21 protein-coding genes are annotated in these 24,280 nt (G+C 64.4%); 16 read left to right on the top strand and 5 right to left on the bottom strand.

Going from position 1 to position 24,280, the window contains the following annotated elements; genetic code table 11:
- Positions 1-120 precede the first annotated feature (120 nt).
- From QCE58_RS10600 to QCE58_RS10590, 3 genes are all read left to right on the top strand, one after another.
- A complete protein-coding gene (locus QCE58_RS10600) occupies positions 121-405 on the top strand; it encodes a hypothetical protein (protein WP_250521208.1) in 285 nt (94 codons plus the stop codon).
- A complete protein-coding gene (locus tag QCE58_RS10595; RefSeq protein ID WP_034473027.1) occupies positions 402-860 on the top strand; it encodes a hypothetical protein in 459 nt (152 codons plus the stop codon). Before QCE58_RS10600 ends, QCE58_RS10595 begins: the two co-directional genes overlap by 4 nt.
- A 95-nt stretch (positions 861-955) precedes the next feature.
- Complete coding sequence (locus QCE58_RS10590) at positions 956-2,848, top strand: propionate--CoA ligase (RefSeq protein WP_034473029.1); 1,893 nt, start codon at positions 956-958, stop codon at positions 2,846-2,848.
- 61 nt (positions 2,849-2,909) lie between these two features.
- Here the strand turns inward: QCE58_RS10590 and QCE58_RS10585 are convergent, their stop codons facing one another.
- Positions 2,910-4,184: an MFS transporter gene (locus QCE58_RS10585; RefSeq protein ID WP_008341940.1), complete on the bottom strand. Its 1,275-nt coding sequence runs from the start codon at positions 4,182-4,184 to the stop codon at positions 2,910-2,912.
- 344 nt (positions 4,185-4,528) lie between these two features.
- Here QCE58_RS10585 and QCE58_RS10580 point away from each other — a divergent pair, with 344 nt between their 5' ends.
- Together QCE58_RS10580 and QCE58_RS10575 are read left to right on the top strand one after the other, a co-directional pair.
- Positions 4,529-6,157: a methyl-accepting chemotaxis protein gene (locus QCE58_RS10580; RefSeq protein ID WP_008341939.1), complete on the top strand. Its 1,629-nt coding sequence runs from the start codon at positions 4,529-4,531 to the stop codon at positions 6,155-6,157.
- 157 nt (positions 6,158-6,314) lie between these two features.
- On the top strand, positions 6,315-6,758 hold the full coding sequence (locus QCE58_RS10575; protein WP_250521207.1) for a hypothetical protein: 444 nt from the start codon (positions 6,315-6,317) through the stop codon (positions 6,756-6,758).
- A 37-nt stretch (positions 6,759-6,795) separates the two neighbouring features.
- On the opposite strand, the gene QCE58_RS10570 is transcribed toward QCE58_RS10575, so the two are convergent.
- Both QCE58_RS10570 and QCE58_RS10565 read right to left on the bottom strand, forming a co-directional pair.
- A complete protein-coding gene (locus QCE58_RS10570; RefSeq protein WP_008341937.1) occupies positions 6,796-8,268 on the bottom strand; it encodes an HDOD domain-containing protein in 1,473 nt (490 codons plus the stop codon).
- Positions 8,269-8,404: 136 nt separating this feature from the next.
- Positions 8,405-10,285: a bifunctional diguanylate cyclase/phosphodiesterase gene (locus QCE58_RS10565; protein WP_008341936.1), complete on the bottom strand. Its 1,881-nt coding sequence runs from the start codon at positions 10,283-10,285 to the stop codon at positions 8,405-8,407.
- A 464-nt stretch (positions 10,286-10,749) separates the two neighbouring features.
- Between QCE58_RS10565 and QCE58_RS10560 the strand changes: the two genes are divergently transcribed.
- From QCE58_RS10560 to QCE58_RS10550, 3 genes are read left to right on the top strand one after another with little or no spacing between them, the layout of a single operon-like run.
- Positions 10,750-12,048: an EAL and HDOD domain-containing protein gene (locus QCE58_RS10560; protein ID WP_008341935.1), complete on the top strand. Its 1,299-nt coding sequence runs from the start codon at positions 10,750-10,752 to the stop codon at positions 12,046-12,048.
- Positions 12,049-12,089: 41 nt separating this feature from the next.
- Positions 12,090-12,656 (top strand): peroxiredoxin, encoded by a 567-nt coding sequence (locus tag QCE58_RS10555; protein ID WP_051996614.1) that lies wholly within the window; start codon positions 12,090-12,092, stop codon positions 12,654-12,656.
- Positions 12,657-12,695: 39 nt separating this feature from the next.
- A complete protein-coding gene (locus QCE58_RS10550) occupies positions 12,696-13,178 on the top strand; it encodes a hypothetical protein (RefSeq protein WP_008341933.1) in 483 nt (160 codons plus the stop codon).
- Here the strand turns inward: QCE58_RS10550 and cydB are convergent, their stop codons facing one another.
- Together cydB and QCE58_RS10540 are read right to left on the bottom strand one after the other, a co-directional pair.
- Positions 13,179-14,186, bottom strand: a complete 1,008-nt coding sequence (gene cydB, locus QCE58_RS10545; RefSeq protein ID WP_034473035.1) for a cytochrome d ubiquinol oxidase subunit II — start codon at positions 14,184-14,186, stop codon at positions 13,179-13,181. It abuts the gene before it with no gap.
- Between the two features lie 20 nt (positions 14,187-14,206).
- A complete protein-coding gene (locus QCE58_RS10540; protein WP_244807443.1) occupies positions 14,207-15,664 on the bottom strand; it encodes a cytochrome ubiquinol oxidase subunit I in 1,458 nt (485 codons plus the stop codon).
- A 243-nt stretch (positions 15,665-15,907) separates the two neighbouring features.
- Between QCE58_RS10540 and sugE the strand changes: the two genes are divergently transcribed.
- The 8 genes from sugE to QCE58_RS10500 all read left to right on the top strand — a co-directional run bounded on the left by sugE (position 15,908) and on the right by QCE58_RS10500 (position 24,251).
- Positions 15,908-16,228 carry a quaternary ammonium compound efflux SMR transporter SugE gene (sugE, locus tag QCE58_RS10535; protein WP_008341930.1) on the top strand — a complete coding sequence of 107 codons (321 nt, stop codon included), beginning with the start codon at positions 15,908-15,910 and terminating at the stop codon, positions 16,226-16,228.
- A gap of 233 nt (positions 16,229-16,461) precedes the next feature.
- Positions 16,462-17,091, top strand: a complete 630-nt coding sequence (locus QCE58_RS10530) for a DUF4126 domain-containing protein (protein WP_250521206.1) — start codon at positions 16,462-16,464, stop codon at positions 17,089-17,091.
- 71 nt (positions 17,092-17,162) lie between these two features.
- Complete coding sequence (locus QCE58_RS10525) at positions 17,163-19,679, top strand: ABC transporter permease (protein ID WP_409014117.1); 2,517 nt, start codon at positions 17,163-17,165, stop codon at positions 19,677-19,679.
- 17 nt (positions 19,680-19,696) lie between these two features.
- A complete protein-coding gene (locus QCE58_RS10520) occupies positions 19,697-20,110 on the top strand; it encodes a group II truncated hemoglobin (RefSeq protein WP_008341927.1) in 414 nt (137 codons plus the stop codon).
- Positions 20,111-20,192: 82 nt separating this feature from the next.
- Positions 20,193-20,924: an alanyl-tRNA editing protein gene (locus QCE58_RS10515; protein WP_008341926.1), complete on the top strand. Its 732-nt coding sequence runs from the start codon at positions 20,193-20,195 to the stop codon at positions 20,922-20,924.
- Positions 20,925-20,926: 2 nt separating this feature from the next.
- Positions 20,927-21,505, top strand: coding sequence for a DUF924 family protein (locus tag QCE58_RS10510; RefSeq protein ID WP_008341924.1), 579 nt, complete (start codon positions 20,927-20,929; stop codon positions 21,503-21,505).
- A 190-nt stretch (positions 21,506-21,695) separates the two neighbouring features.
- On the top strand, positions 21,696-22,571 hold the full coding sequence (locus QCE58_RS10505) for a DUF5672 family protein (RefSeq protein ID WP_250521205.1): 876 nt from the start codon (positions 21,696-21,698) through the stop codon (positions 22,569-22,571).
- A 282-nt stretch (positions 22,572-22,853) separates the two neighbouring features.
- Positions 22,854-24,251 carry a S8 family peptidase gene (locus QCE58_RS10500; protein WP_250521204.1) on the top strand — a complete coding sequence of 466 codons (1,398 nt, stop codon included), beginning with the start codon at positions 22,854-22,856 and terminating at the stop codon, positions 24,249-24,251.
- The last annotated feature ends 29 nt before the right edge of the window (positions 24,252-24,280 follow it).

Below are 24,280 nucleotides of genomic sequence, written 5' to 3'. Positions count from 1 at the left end.
ATGCCACGCGGACGCGGCTTTCCACGGGCCGCGCATCGTCGAAAATCCTGCTTGTAGTTGAGAATGATTCTCAATACAATGACTCGCACACCGTGAGGCAGACATTGGAGGCCCGACGACATGACCAACGATTTCACCGCCATCGGCACGATGGGCGAAGCGCGCCCGGCGTCCGAAAGCGGCGAGCGGGGCGAGCGTTGCGCTGTTTCGGCGAACGCCGCGAAGGTGCTCGAAACCACGCGCCGCGCGTGGACGGAGGCGACGGCGCAGGCGGCGCAGGCGGCGCAGGAATCGGCTCGCCGCGCGCCACGCGCCACGCAGCCCAAGAAACGCGTGGTGCCGCGGCGTTCCCGCTGGCCGTCGCTCGTCGCCGCGCTCAACTACTGGAGTCCGAAACCGCTGTGAACGCCGCCGACCTCGCACCGAAATCCATCGAACTCGACGAGCGTCTTTTCGACGCGAGCCGATTCCCGCTCGTGCGCCTGCGTCCGCGCGCCGTGAAACCGGGCTATGCGTTCGCATGGGGCGCGCAGATGCGCCGTCTCGTGTCCCTCGCGACGCCTTTCGTTCTCGTGGCCGAGCACGACGCAAACGAAACCGCCGACGACGCCCGTCTGCGCGCCGCGTGGATGCGCACGCATCGCGCGATGCTGGCCGCGTACTGCCGCGGCCTGATCCTGATCGAACCGCGCATCGAGGCGCGCGCGAGCACGCGAGAAACGCTGCGCGCATTGACGGACGGATGCGGCGTACGAACGGTCGTCGTGTCGAGCATGCGCGTCGCGGGCGAGCTTGCGCCGGTGCTGCTCAAGCACACCGCGTCCGAGGGCCGCGCCTCAGCCCGAACCCGGGCGCTCTGACGCGCCGGACCGATCAGGGCGCGCCCGGTCTGGCGCGGGTTGGACGGCTGCTCTATGCTCAGGGCTCAGCCAACGCCGCTTTGCAGAGGACGCGCATGCCGACTTACCGAGAAGCGTATCGACGGTCGATCGACGAGCCCGAAGCGTTCTGGGCCGAACAGGCCCGTCGCATTCACTGGCAGACGCCGTTCGAGCGGGTGCTCGACCGCAGCAAGCCGCCGTTCGCGCGGTGGTTCGTCGGCGGCAAGACCAATCTGTGCCATAACGCCGTCGACCGGCATCTCGCGTCGCGTGCGCAACAGGACGCGCTCGTCTACGTATCGACGGAAACGGGCATCGAGCGCCGCTACACCTACGCCGAGCTGCACGCGGAAGTGAACCGCATGGCAGCCGTCATGCGCTCGCTGCACGTGAAGAAGGGCGATCGCGTGCTCATCTATCTGCCGATGATTCCCGAAGCGCTCTTCGCGATGCTCGCGTGCGCGCGCATCGGCGCGATCCACTCGGTCGTGTTCGGCGGCTTCGCGGCGCCGAATCTCGCGGCGCGCATCGACGATGCCGAGCCTGCGCTCATCGTCACCGCCGATGCCGGCGCGCGCGCGGGCAAGGTGATCGACTACACGCCGCTCGTCGACGAAGCGCTCTCGCGCGCCGAATACAAGGTGCCGCAAGTGCTCTTGATCGACCGGCAACTCGCGCCCGAGCGCTTGCAGGCGAGTTATCTCGTCGCGTACGAACCGCTGCGCGAGCAATTTTTCGACGCGCACGTGCCGTGCGAATGGCTCGAATCGAACGAGCCGTCGTACGTGCTCTACACGTCCGGCACGACGGGCAGGCCGAAGGGCGTGCAGCGCGATGTCGGCGGTTACGCGGTCGCGCTCGCCGCATCGATGGAGCACATCTTTCAGGGCGCGCCGGGCGACACGATGTTCACCGCATCGGACATCGGCTGGGTCGTGGGGCACAGCTACATCATTTATGCGCCGCTGATCGCCGGCCTCACGACCGTGATGTACGAAGGCACGCCGATTCGTCCCGACGGCGGCATCTGGTGGCGGCTCGTCCAGCAGTACAAGATCAATCTGATGTTCACCGCGCCGACCGCGATCCGCGTGCTGAAGAAGCAGGATCCGGCGCTGATGGAGAAATACGATCTGTCGAGCCTGCGCACGCTGTTTCTCGCGGGCGAGCCGCTCGACGAGCCGACTGCGCACTGGATCCAGAGCGCGTTGAAAAAGCCCGTCATCGACAATTACTGGCAGACGGAAACCGGCTGGCCGATGATCGCGATTCCGCGCGGCATCGAAGAATTGCCGTCGAAGCTCGGCTCGCCGGGCGTACCGTCGATGGGCTTCAATCTTACGCTGCGCAACGAAGCGACCGGCGATGCCTGCGCGCCCGGCGAGAAGGGCGTCGTCACGCTGGCGTATCCGCTGCCGCCGGGCTGCATGCAGACGGTGTGGCGCGACGACCAGCGCTTCGTCGACACGTACTGGAAGAGCGTGCCGAATCAGATGGTCTATTCGACCTTCGACTGGGGTGTGCAGGACGAGGACGGCTACGTGTCGATCCTCGGCCGCACCGACGATGTCATCAACGTGGCGGGGCATCGGCTCGGCACGCGCGAGATCGAAGAGGCGTTGTCGGCGCATCCGGCGGTCGCGGAGGTCGCGGTGGTCGGCATCGCCGATTCCGTGAAGGGGCAGGCGGCCGCGGCGTTCGTCGTGCTGCGCGATGCCGATCGCATCAATGCGCCGGGCGCGCGCGAGGGCATGGAAGCGGAGTTGTGTCACGCGGTGGATTCGCAGCTCGGCGCGATCGCGCGTCCGGCGCGCGTGCATTTCGTGACGATGCTGCCGAAGACGCGTTCGGGGAAGCTGCTGCGACGCGCGATCGCGGCGTTGGCGGAAGGGCGCGATCCGGGCGAGCTGCCGACGATCGAGGATCCGGGCGCGTTGATGCAGGTGAGGGAGGCGTTGGGAAACTGAGCGCCCAAAACACAACGGGCACGCGGTCCGGCGTGCCCGTTGTGATCGTCATCGCGTGCGCTCAGGCCTTCGCCTTCCCCTCATGCGTCTTCGGCAACAACACCGTCAACACGCCCAGCAACGGCAGGAACGCGCAAACCTTGTACACATAATCGATGCTGGTCGCATCCGCGAGATGCCCGAGCACCGCCGCGCCCACGCCGCCCATGCCGAACGCGAATCCGAAGAACAAGCCCGCGACCATCCCGACCTTGCCCGGAATCAGTTCCTGCGCATACACGAGAATCGCCGAGAACGCCGATGCCAGCACGAGCCCGATGATCACCGACAGCACGCCCGTCCAGAACAGGTTCGCGTAAGGCATCAAGAGCGTGAACGGCGCGACGCCGAGAATCGACACCCAGATCACCGCCTTGCGCCCGACCTTGTCGCCGACCGGACCGCCGATGATCGTGCCCGCCGCCACCGCCGCGAGGAACACGAACAGATGGATCTGCGCGGCCTGCACCGAGATGCCGAACTTGCTGATCAGATAGAACGTGAAGTAACTCGTGATGCTCGCCAGATAGAAGTACTTCGAGAACACGAGCAGCACGAGCACGCTCATCGCCATGACGACCTTGTTGCGCGGCAGCGTCGCGTGCGCGGTCTGCGCGCGGCCCTTCTTCGTCGCCGGATGACGCTTGTACCAGCGGCCGATATTCGCCAGCACGAACATCGCGACGAGCGCGGCCACCGAGAACCACGCGATGCTCTTTTGCCCGTGCGGGATGACGATCAGCGCGGCGAGCAAGGGACCCAACGACGAACCCGCGTTGCCGCCGACCTGAAAGAGCGACTGCGCGAGACCGTGCTTGCCGCCCGACGCCATGCGCGCCACCCGCGACGATTCCGGATGAAACACCGACGATCCGCAGCCGACCAGCGCCGCCGCGATCAAGAGCGTGCCGAAGCTGCCCGCGACCGACATCAGCAAGAGACCCGACAGCGTGAAGCCCATGCCGACCGGAAGCGAATACGGCTTCGGATGCTTGTCCGTGTACAGGCCGACGAGCGGTTGCAGCAGCGAAGCCGTCACCTGATACACGAGCGTGATGAGGCCGATCTGTCCGAACGTGAGCGCGAATTCGCTCTTGAACATCGGATAGATCGCCAGAATCAGCGACTGGATCATGTCGTTCAAAAGGTGCGAAAAGCTGATCGCGCCCAGAACGGAATAAACGGTGCGTTGCGCGCCCGCTGATGTCGCGGCGGAAGCGTTGGCAGAAGCGTTGGCGGAAGCGCCGGCCGATGCGCCGGAAGGCGACAAAGCGCCCTTGTCGATGCTCGTTTGCATAGTGATGGCTTGTGAAAGCAGGAAAGCGTCTCGGAATCGATCTTTTGTCAGTGCGACATTTATGCGCAGACTGAATTTCTGACAAGTGTAGGCTGTCCCCGACGCGTTGTCCTGCCAAGCTTTGTCGCGAATCGGACAGGATCGGCAGCGAATCCAGCTGCGATTTCGTCGCACGCAAGGTTTTTTGGCCGGTTATAAGAAGCGACGGCGGAGCGAACGAACGTGCGCTCCTGCTAAAAAAAGGCTCAAGAAAGCCCGCAAACCTGCCGTATTCCCGGCAGGGATCAGACCAGGACACGCCTCACGACGGCCCAGTCCAAAGAACAAATTCGGGGATTCGATCGATGAAACTGTTTTCGCTACGCGGCGCAAAAGACGCGGGCTTCATGGCGCATGACGAAGCGAAGCGCACGCTATCAGTCAAGGCATCGCTCAGGCTGGCTTTCGGACTCGTGCTCGCGGGCACGCTCGTCATCGGCGCAATTTCGCTCACGCAGATCAGCCGTCTGAACGGCGCGACCGAATCCATCTACACGCAAGGCTACGTCGCGAGCCGCGCGGCCGAGGAAACGCGCGGCTATCTGCTGCGCGCGAGCCGGTCGCAGAAGATGCTGCTCACCGCGAGCACGGCGAAAGAGCGCGACGATCTCGGCGCGCAGATCGAGCAATCGCTCGCCGAAATCGGACGTGAACAGGCGCAGCTCGCGCAATACATCGATCACGCCGACAAGGACGCGCTCGCGCAGCAAAAGAACTTCTCGATCGCGCTCGGCAAGTGGGCCGAGAATCTGCGGACGTTCGTGAAGCTCGTGAAGGAGCAACCGCTCGATCTCTCGCAGATGAACTGGCAAGTCGGCATGCAGGACGTGTCGCTGCTCGTCGAAACGGGCAAGCTCGAAAAGATGGTCGATGAACTCGTCGCGCGCCGCGGCGCCGCAGCCAAGGCGACGATCGAATCCGCCGCGTTCATCTTCCATTCGTCGTTCGTGATGGTGTCGGTGCTGACGCTCGCGTTGTTCGCGCTCGCGATCGTCGTCTCCGAATGGGTCGTGCGGCGTCTCGCCGGCCAGCTCGGCGGCGAGCCCGGTTATGCGAAGGACATCGCGCGTCGCATCGCATCGGGCGATCTCGCGTATCCGGTCAAGCTCAAGCGTCGCGACGACGCGTCGATGCTTCACGCGCTCTCCGAAATGCAGGCGGGACTGTCGTCGACCGTCGGCGATATCGCGGCGAGCGCGGAGGCGATCGCTTCGGCATCGAGCGAGATTTCAACGGGCAACGTCGACTTGTCGCGCCGTACCGAGGAGCAGGCCGTCGCGCTGGAAAAAACCGCGGCCAGCATGGAGCAGCTCACGTCGACGGTGCGTCAGAACGCCGACAATGCGAAGCAGGCGAGCACGCTCGCGGCGAGCGCGTCGGAGATCGCGGAGAAGGGCGGCGCGGTCGTGGGCCGCGTCGTCGAAACGATGCAGCGCATCGACGCGAGCGCGAAGAGCATCGGCGACATCATCGGCGTGATCGAGGGCATCGCGTTCCAGACCAACATCCTCGCGCTGAACGCGGCGGTCGAAGCGGCGCGCGCGGGCGAGCAGGGACGCGGCTTCGCGGTCGTCGCGGGCGAGGTGCGCAGTCTCGCGCAGCGTTCGTCGTCGGCGGCGAAGGAGATCAAAGGGCTCATCGATACATCGGTGTCGCGCGTGTCGGACGGCTCGACCTACGCGCAGGAAGCGGGCGCCACGATGGAGGAAGTCGTCAAGGCCGTGCGCCGCGTGACGGACATCATGGGCGAGATCTCGGCGGCATCGGCGGAGCAGAAGACGGGCATCGAGTCGATCGGCGAGGCCGTCACGAAGATGGACGCGAACACGCAGCAGAACGCCGCGCTCGTCGAACAGGCGGCGGCCGCCGCGCAATCGCTCGACGATCAGGCGCGCGCGCTCAAGTCGCTCGTCGGAAAATTCCAGTTGGCTTGACGCAAGGCTTGAGGATAGAATCGCGGACGGGCGCGGCAGGGCGCCCGGTCTCGCGAAAGTCTTACGCACCTGCCGTGCAGCACCTCAACTTTGGATCGAACCGCAACGTCGAACCTTTATAGCCGCAGCGAGAACGGCGCAACAAAGGAACAACGTCATGTGGTTTACATCCTGTCCGATCTCTTCTTCCGTTTCCAATAGCGACTATCTGCGCGAACATGCGCGGCGTCTGCTTCGTCACGCCCGCGACGGCGATACGAGCGCGTCGATGCCCGTTCTGCGCCGCCTGCTCGCGACGAACGTCACGCGCGCGGAACGCCTCGCCGATCTGCACGCGATGCGCGACGATCTGCAACTGAAGCATCTGCTTTCGATGCTCGCCGTCGAACTCGGCTACCCAGGCTGGGACGCGTGCAAATCCCACATCGACGAACAGCCGGACGCGGCGATCGACCGCTATCGGCTCGACGCCGGCGCGTTCAACGACTACGAGAAGAACTGGTTTGCGAACGAATCGGAAGCACGCGAATGGCAGCGCGCGCACGGCGGCTATATCGTGCGATACGGCGAGCAGGCCGTGGCGATTCTGAAGCGGGAATAAGGCGGAGGAAGGGGTCTGCGCGCAAGAAGGAAGCCGCTCAGATGAGCTCGACTTCCTTCCAGTTCGCGCTAAAGAAAAAACGGCTCAGCTCCTTCGTGAGCTCGTTCAGTGCGCTCATCTCGGCGGGCGAGATCTTGCGCACGTGTTGCGGCGAGGTCCAGTCGCCGTAGATCAGCGCGACGGTCGTATCGTTCGATTTCACCGGCAGCACGACGAACGCCTGCGCTTCGCCGAGCGTCTCCTTGTACCAGCGCGGCAGGCGGGCGTCGATGCGCGCGTCGTGCGCGTTCTCGATGAAGATGCCGACCGGATTGCTGATCGCGAGATGAAACACGTCGGGCCGGAACTCCGCCGAGAAGCGCAGTTTCGGCAACATCGGCTCGACGCCCGCGCCGAGGCCGAGACGCGCGTGGAATTCGTTGTTGGCCTGGCGCACGAACACCACGGTGCGCGACAGATGCAGGCTGCCGAGTATCGATTCCGACGCGAGCGCGAGCGCGGGCGCGAGCGCATTCTTCGACGGCAACGAGCGCAAGTCCGCGACGCTCGCGCCGATGCGCGCCTCCGCCGATACGTTCGCGCGCGCCATGGCATCGGCGTTGGCCTGCAGCTCGGAGATCTCGCGCATCACGCCGTCGCTCGCTTCTTCGTTCGCGAGCGCGAGGCTCATCGACGTGAGCGTGTCGGCGTCGGTGTTGAGCGGTCCGGTGTAGCGGTTCGCGATATCGAAGAGCACCGATTCGCGGCCGTCCGCGGCCACGTTTTGCGCCGTGAGCGCGTCCGCGACTTCGGTCGAATAGTTGGAGATCGCGCGCAGCCAGCGAACGTGCTTCGGCACGGTTTCATCGACAGGCGCGTTCGGATCGGTCGCGCGCATGCCTTCGCGAATCGTCTCGGGCAGACGCCAGCGGTCCGCCGCTTCGAGGCCGATCTCGTCGAAGGTGACGCCGAGCAGCGCGGCACAGGCGGCGCTGTCGGGGATGTTTTCCGAAGCGGCCTTGCGGCGCAACTGATCCCACTCGTGTTCGAGATAGAACGCGACGAGCAGCTTGCCGATCTGCCGCATCAGCGTGCAGACGACCGCTTCCTCGGCGGAGCGCAAGTCCTTGTGCTCGGTGAGCTGCCGCGCAACCGCGCCCGAGAGCAGGGTGCGGTTCAGTTCGAGCTTCGCGTCGATACGGCGCGGCGCGCTCTGATGGAAGTGGTCGACGAGCTTCAACCCGACGACGAGATGACCGACGGCGTCCATGCCGAGCACCATCAACGCGCGCGTGACGGTGGTGATGTTGCCGCCGAACGCGATGTACATCGCCGAGTTGGCGAGCCGCAGCACCTTCTGCGTGAGGCCGACGTCCGACAGCACGACTTGCACGAGGGACGTGAAGTCGAGGTCGTCATCGCTCATTGCGGACACAGTCGAGCGCAGCGCCTGAGACAGCATGGGGAAATCCCCGCGCTCGCTCATGCGCGACCACAGCTTGTCCAGTAGTTCGGCCTTGGTGCGTGCCATTGCAAAAAATAAGAACTCGTTCGTTACGCGACGGCTAACCCGAGGCGGTCCTGCAATCCAGCACCCAACAACGAAATGTACACGTTATTAGGGAGTTACGGCGCGTGCTTCGATTAAAACACGAACAATCGTCCGTTCATAATGTCTCGTGCAATACGAGCGAATGCGACTGGAACGAGCGCGCCAGCTCGTCCGACGGCAACGCATGGCTGATGAGCCAGCCCTGAATATGGTCGCATCCGAGGTCCGCGAGCAAATCCCGCTGCGCCTCGGTTTCGACGCCTTCGGCCACCAGCTCCAGTCCGAGCGATTGCGCCAGCCCGACCACCGCGCTCACGATCGCGCGATTGTTTCGGGACGTAATCAGGTTCTCGACAAAGCTGCGGTCGATCTTGAGCTTCGAGAGCGGAAAACGTTGCAAATAGGCGAGGCTCGAATAGCCGGTGCCGAAATCGTCGACGGCGAAGCGGATGCCGATCGTCGTCAGCGTTTCGAGCAGGCGCGTCGCTTCCTCCGGATCGTGCATCAGAAGGCTTTCGGTGATCTCGAACACGAGCCGCCGCGCGTCGATGCCGGTGAGCGCGAGCGCTTCCTTCACTGCGGCGGTGAATCGTTTGTCGCGGAACTGCTGCGGCGACACGTTCACCGACACGTAATCGAGCCGGATGCCGATCGCGTCCCACTGCACGATCTGCATGCACGCGGCCTTCAGCACCCAGTTGCCCAGATAATTGATGAGGCCGATGGATTCCGCGAGCGGAATGAACGTCGACGGCGGCACGAGCCCGTGCACCGGATGATTCCAGCGCATCAGCGCTTCCACACCGACCACCGCGCCCGTGCGGATCTTCGTGATCGGCTGGAAGTAGAGCGAGAACTCACCGTTGCGCACGGCTTCGTACAGGTCCGCTTCGAGCTTGAGGCGCTCGGCGTCGGCGGGGTTGTCGTCGATCGTGTGGAAGACGAGCGCATTGCCGCCCGATTCCTTCGCCTGCGCGAGCGCCTGATCGGCCATGCGCAAGAGGTTGGTCTGCGCTTCGCTTTTCGCGAGCCTGCCCGCCTGATCCGGATACAGCGCGACGCCCACGCTCGCCGACAAATGCGTGTGCTGCCCGCGATGCCGGTAGGGCTGCGCGATCGCGGTGAGCAAGCGCCGCCCGAGACTTTCGGCGAGTTCCGCCGTGGTGCCGGGCGGCAGCAGCACGGCGAATTCGTCGCCGGCCACGCGCGCGACGCGCTCGCCGTGTCCCGCCGTATGCTGGATGCGCCGCGCGGTTTCGCGCAGCAGCTCGTCACCGGCGTCGTAGCCGAGCGCGCGGTTGATGCGCTGATAATCGTCGATGTCGAGCAGCACGAGTCCCGCGTGCGTGCGCGTGAGTTCGGCTTCGTCCTGCGCCGCAACGATCGCGGCCTTCAGGGCGATGAGATTGTCGAGGCCCGTCAGCGCATCGTGATTGATCGTATGCACGAGCGCCGCTTCGCGCTCGCGCCAGTGCGTCACGTCGAAGGCGGCGAGCGCGAAGCCGGGCATGCCGCGCGCGGCCGTCGACACGAGCCGCAACTCGACGCAGATCGGATAGGTGAGCGACTTCACGACCGTCAGCGTCGCCGATTCGAGCTTGCCGCTCACGCGCGCCCGCGCGACGAGCGCATGCAGCTCGTCGGCTTCCTCGGATGCGACGAGATCGTGCAGCGTCAGCATGCTCAGATAATCGCGGTGATAGCCGATGAACTCGATGCTCGCATCCGATACATACTGGAAGCGCAGCGCATCGTCGAGCTGGGCGAGGAAGTCGACCGCGCCGAGCGTGGCCTCGGACGCGTCGGTCAGGGCATTCGCGACGGCGGCGACGGGCGCATCCGGCGCGCCGGCCCCGGGCGATGTCGCGGGCGCGGGCGGCTCCCCGGCGCTCTCGGGATGCCGCTCGCGCGCGGCGCTTCCCCATGCGCGAGAGAGCGCATCGAGCGCGATGCGCCACGGTGCGCGGCGGGAGACGTTGATCCGGTTCGCTTGCATGGTCTCGTTGGTTTCTGGCGGCTGCGCCTGCTGTTTCGGCCAGGCGGCGGCGCGCGGAACACGCGCCTCGCGGGCTCCGGCCGGGACGTGCCGCAATGAGGCGCGACACGCTCTATCAGGCGAGTTATCGGCGCGATCGGGGATTTCTTTAACCGGCGGCGCGGATGCGGCGGGCGCATCGCGGCATCAAGAATGTCCAGTTATTGTCGATATGAGGTTTCATATTATCTCGTCAGGAGAATTCGGTTACAGTGGCGCGTTTGCGGCCGGGAACCCGTTCTCTCGTCGGTGTGCCGCCGGACGCAGGGCTTTCGCCGTGCTGTTGACCATCAGAATTCCGTTCGACTCGTTCGCCCCATGATCGAATCCACCAAGCGGCCGGCCTGTGCCATAGCCAAGGCCATCGAGCCGGCCATCACGCAACGCTTCACGGCGCCGCCGCGCGCATCCGACCGGTCCGCGCCATGCCCGATTCTTCCCTGAAGCGCGCGGCATCGGCGCGGCGCGGGCAAAGCGTCTATGTCGGGCGTCAGCCGATCCTCGACGGCGAAGGCGCGCTCGTCGCCTACGAACTGCTCTTTCGCGACAGCCCCGACAATCGCGCCCGCATCCACGACGACGTGCAGGCGACCGCGCATGTCGTCGCGCGCACGATCGGCGAGATGGGCGTGCCGGCGGTGCTCGGGCCGCATCCCGGTTACGTGAACATGAACCGCGAGCTGCTGTTCGACGACATCGTCCACATCATGCAGCCCGAGCGTTTCGTGCTGGAGCTGCTGGAAAGCATCACGTTCGACGAGTCGCTATTCAAACGCTGCGCGCAGTTGCGCAACGCGGGCTTTCGCTTCGCGCTCGACGACGTCGTGAAGCTCGACGACGCGCTGCATGCCGCGCTGCCGACCGTCGATATCGTCAAGGTCGATTTCCTCGCCGCGGACGATCGGCATCTGCCGCTACTCGCTGCGGAAGTGAAGCGGCGCGGCAAGCTGCTCGTGGCGGAAAAGATCGAGACGTTCGACGATCTGACGCGCGCCAAACGTCTCGGCTTCGATCTCTTTCAGGGCTATTTCTTCGCGCGGCCGCAGGTGCTTTCGGCGCGGCGCGAGAGCCCGGCGCGCGGCTCGCTTCTGCGCCTCATGGCCGTGCTCGCCGGCGAGCCGGGCCTGCGCGAGCTGGAAGCGGAACTGAAGCGCAATCCGGATATCGTCGTGCAGCTGATGCGTCTCGCGAATTCGAGTGCGCAGACGCGCGGGCGGCGCGTGTCGTCGTTGCGCGAGGCGATCGCCGCGACCGGCACGCGCCAGTTGATGCGCTGGGCGCAGCTGCTGCTTTACGCGGACGGCAGCGGTTTGCCGTGGCGCTCGGATCCGCTGCTGCAACTCGTCGGCACGCGCGCGCGCTTCCTGGAGCTCGCGGCCGAAAAGCTGCGTCCCGCCGACGAAGCCTTCTCCGACGCCGCGTTCATGACCGGCATCTTCTCGCTCGTGCATGTCGTGCTGAACATGCAGCCCGTGGAAATTCTCGATAAGCTCCATCTGGCGGCCGAAATCCGCACGGCCATTCTCGCGGGCGAAGGCTTGCTCGGCGCGCTGCTCGGCATCGCGCGGGCTGCCGAGCGGGGCGATGCGCCCGCCATCGACGCGAGCCGGCACGCGCAGCCATCGCTCGACGTGCTCACGCCCGCGGTGCTCGCGAAACTGCAATTCGAAGCGGCGGCGTGGTTCGCGCAACACCGGATGGATCAGGGCGAGGACGACGCATAGTTGGCGTCTTTGCATGAACGAGGTCTTCGAAAGGAGCGCGCATGAAAAGATTTTCCGGTATGAAAGCGGCTGCTGTTCTGGCGATGGCCGCGGCCGCGGCCGTTTATCCGCTCGTCGCAGGCGCGACGCTCAAGCCCGGGGATGCCGCGCCCGACTTCACCGCGCAGGCGTCGCTCGGCGGCAACGTGTACGACTATTCGCTCGCCGATGCCCTCAAGAAAGGCCCGGTCGTGCTGTACTTCTATCCGGCGGCGTTCACGAAGGGCTGCACGATCGAGGCGCATGAGTTCGCGGAAGCGGTCGATCAGTACAAGGCCGAAGGCGCGACGGTCATCGGCGTGTCGCACGACAACATCGATACGTTGAAGAAGTTTTCGGTGAGCGAATGCCGCAGCAAGTTTCCGGTCGCGGCGGACGAAAACTCGAAGATCATCAAGTCCTACGACGCCTCCATGCCGATGAAAAGCACGATGGCCAATCGCGTGTCCTACGTGATCGCGCCCGACGGCCGCGTCATTTACGAATACACGAGCCTGTCGCCGGACCAGCACGTCGCCAACACGCTGCAGGCGCTGCGCGACTGGAACGCGAAGCACAAGGCGCAGTGATACGCTGCGGTCTCATCGATTGAGCGTGCGGGAGGCGCGATGCCCATCGTCGTCGGACTGATCGTCTTAGGATTGCTGATTTACGGCGCGATATGGTCGTTCGACGCGCTACACGCGCACTTCGGCCTCGGCGTCGCGGTGGCGGTTGCGATCGTCGTGCTGGCGATCATCGCGGCGGGCGTGATGCGCTGGCTCGCGAGCCGCCGCGAGATCGCGCCGAATCTGCGCAAAGGCGAACACGGCGACTGGACCCACGAACTCAAAACCGACTGGGGCGGCGTGCGGGTCGCGGCGGGCAAGCGTCTGTGCGATGTGCGCGTCGGCGACGAGCGCGGCAGCTATATCTTCGCGGACCTGCGCGGCGCGCGCATGCGGCAGGCGAATGGAACGAACGGCGCGTGGCAGGTCGTGCTCGACGTGCGGGACGCGAAGCACGGCGAATGGACGCTGCCGATGCGCGATCGCGGCGAGGCGCACAAATGGGCGCGCATCCTGTCGCTCGCCACGCAGCAGAAGCTCTGACTATTCCGCGTGATAACCCATGTCGCCGCGTACCTTGCCGCGGAACACCCAGTACGACCAGATCACGTAGATCATCAGGACGGGCAGCAGAAACATCGTCCCGATCAGCAGAAACTGATGCGACAAGGGCGCGGCGGACGCATCCCAGAGCGTGACCGAAGGCGGCGCGATGAACGGCCACAGGCTGATGACGAGCCCCGTGAACGCGAGAAAGAAGAGCCCGATCGAGCACAGGAACGGCAGCACGTCGCGGTCTTTCGCGAGGCTCGACCAGAGCGTCCACGCGAGCAGCACGGTGAGCACAGGCACCGGCGCGAACGCCAGGCTGTCGGGGAAGGCAAACCAGCGCGCGGCAATGCGCGCGTCCTTGAGCGGCGTCCACAGGCTGATGAGCAGAATGAACGCGATCACGCCGATGAGCGCATAGCGCGCCATCTTGCGGCTCCAGTCCTGCAGTTCGCCTTCGGTCTTGAGCACGAGCCACGTCGTGCCTTGCAGCGCATAGCCGAAGATCAGCCCCACGCCGACGAGCAACGGAAACGGCGCGACCCAGTTCCAGCTCGTGCCGGCGTAGACGCGGCCTTCGATCGGGAAGCCCTGGATGAACATGCCGAGCACGATGCCCTGCGAGAACGTCGCGACGAGCGAGCCGCAGCCGAACGCCCCGTCCCACAGCCATTTGCGCGCGCCGGTCACTTCGCGGAATTCGAACGCGACGCCGCGAAAGATCAGCCCGAGCAGCATGAAGAGAATCGGGAAATAAACGGCCGGCACGATGATCGCGAACGCGAGCGGAAACACCGCGAACAATCCGCCGCCGCCGAGAATGAGCCAGGTCTCGTTGAAGTCCCAGACGGGCGCGACGGAGTTGATCATCAGATTGCGCGATTCGGCGTCGCGGCGCAGCAGAAAAACCATGCCTACGCCGAGATCGAAGCCGTCGAGCAGCACATACATGAACACCGCCAGCGCGAGAATGGCGGCCCACAGCGGCACGAGATCGAGCATCGCGTTCTCCGGTTCGTTGCTTATTTGCGTCCGCGGCCGGGCGGCACGATGTCGTCCTCGCTCACGCGGGGCGTCGCGCCGTTCGCGCCCGCCGATACCGCCGACAGCGGACGCGCCGCGCGCGCCTTCGTATCGAGTTCGTCCTTTTCGTGCGCATGGCCGACTTCGGCCGGCCCGACGCGCACCAGCCGCCGCAGCAGGAACAAACCCGCGCCGAAGATCACGAGATAGGCGAGCACATAGAGCAGCCACGAGAGACCGACATCGGCGGCGGTGAGCGAGGGCGTCACCGAATCCTTCGTGCGCAGGATGCCGTAGACGGTCCACGGCTGACGGCCGGCCTCGGTCGTCGTCCAGCCGGCGATCACCGCGATGAAGCCGAGCGGCATCGCCCACGTCGCCGCGCGCAGCCAGCGCGTGCTCGTCTCGATGCGCCCGCGCGCGAACTGCACGATGCCCCACAGCACGAGCGCGAACATCAGCAGCGCGATGCCGACCATGATGTGAAACGCGAAGAACACGACCGCGACGGGCGGCCGGTCCTCGCGCGGAAAGTCCTTGAGGCCGCGCACGTAGCCGTTGGGGTCGTGCGTGAGATAAATGCTGCCGAGCACCGGAATCGAGATTTCGAAGTGATTGCGTTCCTCGTCCTGATCGGGAATCGAGAAGAGATTGGCCGGAACGCGCGTGCCGGATTCCCAGAGCGCTTCCATCGCCGCGAGCTTGGCCGGCTGATGCTTGAGCGTGTTGAGTCCATGCGCGTCGCCGATCACCATCTGCACCGGCACCATGATGATGAGAAAGATCAGCGACATCTTCACCATCACGCGGCTTTCCTCGAGCGCGCGGCGCTGGCGCAGATACATCGCGCCGACGCCGAGAATCACGAAGCCGGCCGTCACGAGAAACGCGCTCACCGTGTGCCCGAGCCGGTACGGAAACGACGGCGTGAAGATCACGTCGAAGAAGCTCACCACTTCGAAGCGGCCGTCCGGCAGCACGCGGTGGCCTTGCGGCGTCTGCATCCAGCTATTGACGGCGAGAATCCAGAACGACGAGATCACGGTGCCCGCCGCGACGAAAATCGCCGACATCACATGCGCCCACTGCGGCACGAGCTTGCGCCCGAAGAGCAGCACGCCGAGAAACGCCGATTCGAGGAAGAACGCCGTCAGCACTTCGTAGCCCATCAGCGGGCCGACGACGTTCGCGGTCGCATCCGAAAAACGGCTCCAGTTGGTGCCGAACTGAAACGGCATCACGATGCCCGACACCACGCCCATGCCGAACGACACCGCGAAAATTTTCAGCCAGAACGCCGACAGGCGACGATAGACGTCGCGCTTCGTGATCCACCAGTTGAATTCGAGCGTCGCGATGAAGCACGACAGACCGACCGTGAAGGCCGGCAACAGAATGTGAAAGGCGACGACCCACGCGAACTGGAAGCGGGAGAGCAGGACCGAGTCGACATCCATGAACGCTCCTTGTTCAGGCTTTTTGCAGCGGATGTGTCGAAAGGCGCGCCTCGCGCGGGCGCTTTTCTCCTTAATAGCATGGTTTTAAGGAACGCGACCACACGCCGCGCGGCGAAGCGCCGCGTGCGCCTGCCGCGAATGCACCCGTTTGGTACAATCTTCGGCTTTCGCGCCTAAGCCATGCGGACGACCGCATGCGCATCGTTTCGTCGGGGACGGCCCCATTTTCAAGGGAGTCGCTCGATGTCCTGGATTCTTCTTTTCGTCGCCGGTCTGCTGGAAGTCGCCTGGGCGGCCGGTCTCAAATCGTCCGAAGGCTTCACCCGGCTCGGACCGTCCGTCTTTACCGTCATCACCGCGCTCGGCAGCTTCGTCCTGCTCGCGATGGCCATGAAGCAACTGCCGCTCGGCACGGCCTACGCCGTTTGGACGGGCATCGGCGCGGTCGGCGCGTTCGTCTTCGGAATCGTGTTCATGGGCGAAGCGCTGTCGGCGGCGCGCATCCTGAGCGCGGTGCTGATCGTCGCCGGGCTGATCGGGCTCAAGCTCTCGTCAGGACACTGAGGGCGCCGGGAACGCCAATCGCTTGAACCGTGCTGCACCGCGCGTATTTGCGTGGATATAATGGTTCGAGGTCATCCGCATTTGTCTGAGCGCAACGTTTTGCGCGTTTTCGTTCTATCTTCGCGGATGTAGGCGGCTTCTTCCGGCATCTGCCGCAAAGACCGCTCTTTTCAGTCGGCAAATCGTCCCGTAGCGGCGAACGCCGGCAGCTGGCGGCATTAAGGGAGACGGCAATGCTTGAGTCACTTTCGCTCGCAGCGGGCCTGTCATGGGCGAGCGGGCTGCGCCTGTATCTCACTGTTTTCATCGCCGGCATGTTCCAGCGCATGGGAATCGTTCACCTGCCGGATTCGCTTGCGGTGCTCGGCTCGCCGTGGGTGATCGGCGTCGCGGGCGTGCTCGCGGTCGTCGAATTTCTCGCCGATAAAATTCCCGCCTTCGATTCCCTGTGGGACGCGGTGCACACGTTCATCCGCATTCCGGCGGGCGCGGTGCTCGCCGCCGGCTCCCTCGGCCACGCCGATCCCGCCATGCTCACCATCGCCGCGCTCGCGGGCGGCACGCTCGCCGGTGCATCGCATTTCGCGAAGGCGGGCACGCGGGCGCTCATCAATCTGTCGCCGGAGCCGGTGTCGAACTGGGCGGCGTCGGCGACCGAGGATGTCGGCGCGGTCACCGGCATCGCGCTCGCGCTCTTCGTGCCGCTGCTGTTTCTCGTGCTGCTTCTCGCGTTTCTGGTGCTGGCGGGCTGGGCGCTGCCGAGGCTCGCGCGCGGCGTGCACGGCGGGGTGTCGCGCATGGCCAAGCACATGCTGCCGAGATCGGAACATCGGATGAACCGGCTGCGGAGCAAGCACGATTGAGCACCGCATTCAGGAACGATCAGGCCGCACGTAAGGCAGGACATTCGCATCCGCACATCACGCTCGGTTTCATGCAGACGATGCGTCAGGCGTGGCGCATGACCGGCCGCGACTGGCGCGCGGGCGAGCTCACGATGCTGCTGCTCGCGCTGGTGCTGGCGGTGGCGGCGCTCTCCAGCGTCGGATTTCTCGCGGATCGCATGCGCCAGGGACTCGCGCGCGACGGACGCCAGATGATCGCCGCCGATTTCGTCGTGCGCGCCGATCATCCCGTCGATCCGATGTTCGCAACGCAAGCGAAATCGCTCGGACTCGAGACGGCGGGCACGACGATTTTCCCGAGCATGATCAGTTCGACGTCCGCGCAGCCGCTCTCGCGCCTCGCGGCGATCAAGGGCGTGACGCAGGGCTATCCGTTGCGCGGCGCGCTGCGCATCGCGCCCGCCGTCGACGCCGCCGATGCGCCCGCGCACGGCATTCCCGCGCCCGGCACCGTCTGGGTCGACGCCGCCTTGCTCGATGCGCTCAAGACGAAGGTCGGCGGCACGGTGAAAGTCGGCACGCGCACGTTCACGGTCGCGGGCGTCATCACGCGCGAACTGGATCGCGGCTTCTCGTTCGTCAACTTCTCGCCGCGCCTGATGATGCGCGCCGACGAAATCGCCGCCACGGGACTCATCGGCTACGGCAGCCGCGTGACGTATCGCCTGCTCGTCGCCGGTTCCGACAGCCAGGTCGAGCAGTTCGCGAAGTTCGCGCGCGAGAACGTCGATGGCGGCAAGCTGCGCGGCGTCGCGCTGGAATCGCTCTCCGACGGCCAGCCGCAAGTGCGCCAGACGATCGATCGCGCGAGCCACTTCCTCACGCTGGTGTCGCTGTTGACGGCGCTGCTCGCGGCGGTCGCGATCGCGATGGCGGCGCATCGTTTCGCGCGGCGTCATCTCGACGGCTGCGCCGCGATGCGCTGTCTCGGCGTCAGCCAGCGCACGCTGCGCGCGCTCTTCCTGAACGAATTTCTGGCGATCGGCCTGATCGGCAGCGCGGCGGGCGTCGTGCTCGGTTTCGGCGGGCATCTCGTGCTGCTGAACTGGCTCGGCTCGCTCGTCGATGTCGAACTGCCGCAGCCGAGCGTCTGGCCCGCGCTGCAAGGCGTCGCGATGGGGCTCGTGCTGCTGCTCGGCTTCGCGCTGCCGCCGCTTCTGCCGATCACGCGCGTGCCGCCGGTGCATGTCATCCGGCGCGAGCTTGGCGATGCGCAACGCGTCGCCCATGCCGCGTATGGCGTCGGCGTGCTGCTGTTCGCGGCGCTTTTGATCGTCGCGGCGGGCGAGTTGAAGCTCGGCGGCATCGTCGCGGGCGGTTTCGCGGCGGGCCTGCTCGTGTTCGGCGCGATCGCGCGCGCGGCGCTCTGGGCGGCGGCGCGCTTCGTGCGGCGCGAGCGCAGCCGCGCGGGCGTCGGCTGGCGTTATGCGCTCGCGTCGCTGGAGCGGCGCAGCGGGTCGAGCGCGCTGCAAATCACCGCGCTCGGCATCGGGCTGATGTGTCTGCTGCTCATCGGCATGACGCGCAACGATCTCATCAAGGGCTGGCGCGACGCGACGCCGCCCGACGCGCCGAATCAGTTTCTCATCGACATTCAGCCGGACCAGCGCGCCGGCGTGCTCGACTATCTGCACACGCACGGCCAGCCCGACGCCGCGCTTTCGCCGATGGTGCGCGCGCGTCTCGTCGCCATCAACGGCAAGGCTGTGAATCCGGACAACTACGACCGTGCCGACGCGAAGCGCCTCGTCGATCGCGAATTCAATCTGTCGTATACGACCGAACTGCCGGGCGATAACCGCGTCACGCAAGGCGCGTGGTTCGGCAAAGACGGCAAGCCGCAGGTGTCGATCGAAGAGGGCATCGCGAAGACGATCCGCGTGAAGATGGGCGACGTGCTGCGTTTCGACGTCGCCGGACTGCCGGTCGAAGCGCCGGTGACGAGCGTGCGCAAGGTCGACTGGAATTCGTTCAAGGTCAACTTCTTCGTGCTGCTGCCGCCCGACGCGCTCGCCGATCTTCCCGCGACCTTCATCACGAGCTTTCATCTGCCGGCGGACGAGCAACGCGTGATCGACGGGCTCGTCGCGCGTTATCCGAACGTGACGGCGATCGATATCGCGCCGATTCTCGCGCAGATTCATCGCACGCTCGCGCAGGTGATCGGCGCGGTGCAGTTCCTGTTCCTCTTCACGCTCGCGGCGGGCGTGCTCGTGCTCTACGCGGCCCTTGCCGGCACGCGCGATGAACGCGTGCGCGAATCGGCGCTGTTGCGCGCGCTCGGCGCGTCGCACGGACAGATCCGCTCGGTGCAGGTCGCCGAGTTCGTCGCCGTGGGCGCGCTGTCCGGGCTGATGGCCGCGGTCGGCGCGCAGGGCATCGGCTATGTGCTGGCGGCGCGCGTGTTCGAGTTTCATATCGATTTCAATCCGTGGCTCGTGCCGGTGGGCATCGTCGCGGGCGTCGCGTGCGCGGGGCTCGGCGGCTGGCTGAGCCTGCGGCGCGTATTGGCGCGCCCCGCGCTGCAATCGCTGCGCGACGCGTAGTTTTTCGAATCAGAGCAATGACCGACGTCAATCCCGAAGACGATGTGCAAAAGCCGACCGCTTTCGAGCTGGTCGGCGGCGAAGAGCGCGTGCGCGCGCTCGTCGACCGTTTCTATGATCTGATGGACCTCGAGCCGGAGTTCGCGGGCATCCGCGCGCTGCATCCGCCGACGCTCGACAATTCGCGCGACAAGACGTTCTGGTTCCTGTGCGGCTGGATGGGCGGGCCGGATCACTACATCAGCCGCTTCGGTCACCCGCGTTTGCGGGCGCGGCATCTGCCGTTCGCGATTGCATCGAGCGAGCGCGATCAATGGCTGCGCTGCATGGCGTGGGCGATGGAAGACATCGGCATCGACGCATCCTTGCGCGAGCGGCTGCTCACTTCGTTCTTCGATACCGCAGACTGGATGCGCAACCGTCCCGGTTGATTCGCTTTCTTTTGTACCGGTTCAGGCGGGGCGCGGCTGATGCATCATCGGCTTTTTCGCCTCATCGCAAGGAAGCACGACCATGAGCACACGCGCACTCTTTCGCGAGGACGCTTATCAAACGCGTTGCGACGCGACCGTCACCGCCATCGACGAGCAGGGCATCCACCTCGATCAAACCGTGTTCTATCCGCTCGGCGGCGGCCAGGCGGGCGATGCCGGCACGCTGACGCTCGCGGACGGCACGGTCATCGCGATCGCCGATACGCGCAAGGCGAAGTTCGAAGGCGCAACGCCGGATGACGCGGTTCACGTTCCCGCGCCCGGTCAGGAGGATGCGCTTGCGAAGCTGAAAACCGGCGACAAGGTGAGCGCGGAGATCGACTGGGCGCAGCGTTACCGGCGCATGCGGCTGCATACGGCGAGCCATCTGATCTGCGCGGTGCTGCCGTATCCCGTCGACGGCTGCAGCATCACGACGGAATACGCGCGGCTCGATCTCGCGACGGTCGAGCCGATCGAGCGCGAAGCCGTCGAAGCGAAGCTCAACGCGCTGATCGGCGGCGCGCACGGCGTGCAGACCGAATGGATCACCGACGATGAAATGGCCGCGCGTCCCGAGCTCGTGCGCACGATGAGCGTGAAGCCGCCGACGGGCCTCGGCCGCGTGCGTCTCTTGCGCATCGAGAATGTCGATCTGCAGCCGTGCGGCGGCACGCATGTGCGCAACACGGAGGAGATCGGCGAGTTGCGCATCGCGAAGCTGGAGAAGAAGAGCGCGCGCACGCGGCGACTGGTGCTGGAACTCGTCTGAACATGGATCCGCGCGCTCAGGCCGTGCTCGATCTCTGGTTCGGCGCGCCCGGTTCAGCGGAATTCGGTCAGGATCGCAAGCTGTGGTGGAAGAAGAAGCGCGCCTTCGATTCGCTGCTCACCGAACGTTTCGGCGCGCTGCTCGACGAGGCGCACGCGGGCGGCTTGCGCGATTGGGAAAGCACGCCGCTCGGCACGCTTGCGCTGATCGTGCTCATCGATCAGTTTTCGCGCAATTGTCATCGGAACACGCCGCGCGCGTTTGCGGGCGATGCGCGTGCGCTCGCGCTGGCGAAGACGCTGGTCGAGCGCGGCGACGATCTGCGCTTGCCGAGTGCGTACCATCGCGCGTTCGCGTACATGCCGTTCGAGCACGATGAATCGATGGGGAGCCAGCGCGAGGCGCTGCGCTTATTCGCAAAGCTGAAAGAAGAGACCGGCGTTTCGAGCTTCCATGAATCGGCGCTGGAGCACGCAGAAGTGGTCGAGCGCTTCGGACGCTTTCCGCATCGCAATCGGATTCTCGGACGCGAAATGCGCGCCGATGAGGAGGCGTGGCTGGCGGCGCATGGCGGGTTTTGACCCACGGGCGAAGCGTGTGCCGCATCCCTTTTACGTGAGGAAGCCCGCGTCACATCGTCGATCGAACGGATTGACATTGGTCGTTGACGATCCGTTTTCCGATTAGTTCTATTGATGCATGAGCGATGCGCCCCTTATATGAATACCGCTGTATCAAGGCACTATTCATATATCGGACCATCGCAAGAGCATGACGCGCGCGAACTTTAATCGAATTACTTTGGTTTCCGTAACAGGTTTGCAGGACGCCACGTGCGCCGTTCCAGCGCTGGAATTGAGTCGCAGACAAATGCCAGGCGCGCGCGCATTACTTTGCAGCCCGAATTCGCCGCGCGGGCTGCCTGAAGGAATCGCGCACCGCAAGATCGCTCCCATGAACTACCACGAATACAGCTGGTTCGTGATGTTTGCGCTTTGGAAGCTGATCGACACCGATTTCGCGCTCGTCTTGCAGGATGATGGCTGGGTTCTGGACGGCAATAACTGGCGTGACGAATTCTTCGACTACGACTACATAGGGGCACCCGTTCATCAGGCGTGCGTCGAATCGGCCGCCGGTACCGAATGGATTTCACACTTCAAATGGCGCGATCGGATAGATCGTCCGGGCCATGTCGTGCGGCCTGTTTTGAATGGAGGCTTCAGCCTGCGCAGCAGGCGCATGTTGCGCGCATTGATGGATCATCCGGAAATCAAGGTTGAGATTCCGCGGCCGGAATTACTCGATAACAGCGAATTTCGCATGCGCTGGAGTAATCGCGCACCCAATGAAGACGTGCAACTGACTGCCACTTTGCGTCCGCAACTCGAGGCGGTCGGGATCAAGTACGCTCCGCTCGATTTGTGCAAGCGCTTCGCAGTCGAAGATTCCGGTCCTATCTATGGCGATGCCGATTTCATGGACCTTTTCGGCCATCATGCTTTCTGGCGCCGTCTGGTCAGCATCGATCCACCGAGCGTGGAGTACGAAGTCAAACGCAGTTTGGCACAGCGGGCATTCCGGGAAATGGATGTCGTGCGTATGTTGGAGGCGCGCGGGTATCGCGTAACGTTCGCTGCGGAGTGAGCAGGCATAGGGCGACGCACTGGAAGACATCGCCCCCAGACGATGACGCTAGGGAGGTTTTCGGGAACTCATCATCGACAGAGGAGGACGGCATGGTCGCATAGCGTGTTAGTCGTAAGTTCATGTATTACGGTCCTATAAATTAGGTATACGAATTAAAAAAATAGAATCAAAATAATGACGAAAAGAACTATTGCTTTAATCATGGCTGCTTCCGCTAGTCTCGCAGCCTGCGGCGGGGGATCTTCCGAACTCGGATCGGTGTTGCCCGAGTCCACTCAAATGAAAGCGACAACGAGGCTCGCTGCGAACGAAATCCCTACGGAGTATGCATCGCGCGCGAATGTCAGCGGATTGCTTCAGGGAAGCGAGTACGACAGTTTCATCGTCTATTACCGCTCGCAGGCGAACGAGAGCGGCAGTGGTGACAGTGCCGCGCATCGATCAATCAACGACGCTACGCTGGCCACTTCGAACAATGCGCGCGTGGCCAAACTGAGGAATCTTTCGATCGAAGAAAGAAGTGTGACGCGTGGTCGAGGGCACGTCATCCGGGCGTCGAAGCGCATGAGTTCCTCTGAGGCTCAGGCGTTCATGGTGGAGTATCTGAAGAGCCCGGAGGTGGAGTACATCGAGCCTAACCTAATGCTGCAGGCGAATCTCGTGCCGAACGATCAGTTCTATAACAGCTATCAGTGGAATTTGTCGAGCCAGGCGACCGCCATTGCGATGCCTGCTGCGTGGGAACAAGCGACCGGAAAGGGCGTCGTGATTGCGGTGCTCGATTCGGGCTATACATCGCATAGGGATCTCGATGGTCAGACGCTTCCCGGATACAATTTTATAAGCAATGCAAACTACGATAGAAACCGGTCCGGGCGTTCATCCGATGCGACGGACCCCGGCAATTGGACGCAGATAGGGGACGTATGCCCCTCGGGTGTGCAGAATTCCGCGAAGGACTCGGAGTGGCACGGGGACCACGTTGCTGGAATCATCGCGGCAAAGACCAATAATGGGACTGGAATCGCCGGCGTCGCATATAACAGCAAGATCTTGCCCGTCCGGGTGCTTGGGCGCTGTGGCGGTGAGTTGTCGGACATCGCGGATGCCGTCGTGTGGGCTGCGGGAGGCTCAGTGTCAGGCGTACCTGATAACCCTTATCCAGCGCGCGTGATCAACATGAGTCTCGGTGGTATCGGCGCATGCAGTAAGACCATGCAAGACGCAGTCAGCTTTGCAGTTGGCAAAGGCGCCGTGATCGTCGCGGCAAGTGGAAATGCCAATGCCGACGCATCCACTCAACTGCCCGCAAACTGCCGTGGAGTGCTATCTATTGGTGCGACAAACTCTGCTGGCAATCGCTCGGCTACTTCGAACTATGGCTCGTCGGTCACGGTCATGGCGCCGGGCGAGGCAATTATCTCGCTTACTGACGAAGGGAAGACAGCTCCGCAATCGAACAACTCCTACAAGCTGTCAAGCGGCACGTCACAGTCTGCCCCGCACGTATCGGGTGTGATCGCGCTCATGCTCGAAAAGCAACCGAGTTTGACGCTGGACCAGATCAAGAGTGTTCTGGTCTCTACGGCCACTTCGATGGCCGGACGCTGCCCTGAGGGATGCGGGGGCGGAATTGTCAACGCCGAGAAAGCGCTTTCCAGTCTGCCGATCCAATAATCGCGGTTTCCAGAACGTCGCCATCGAGT

The organism is Caballeronia sp. LZ028, from assembly GCF_031451415.1.
GTDB classification, from domain to species: Bacteria; Pseudomonadota; Gammaproteobacteria; order Burkholderiales; family Burkholderiaceae; genus Caballeronia; species Caballeronia zhejiangensis.
The sequence above is the reverse complement of the archived record's forward strand: the minus strand, read 5'-3'. Positions and strand labels throughout refer to the sequence as shown.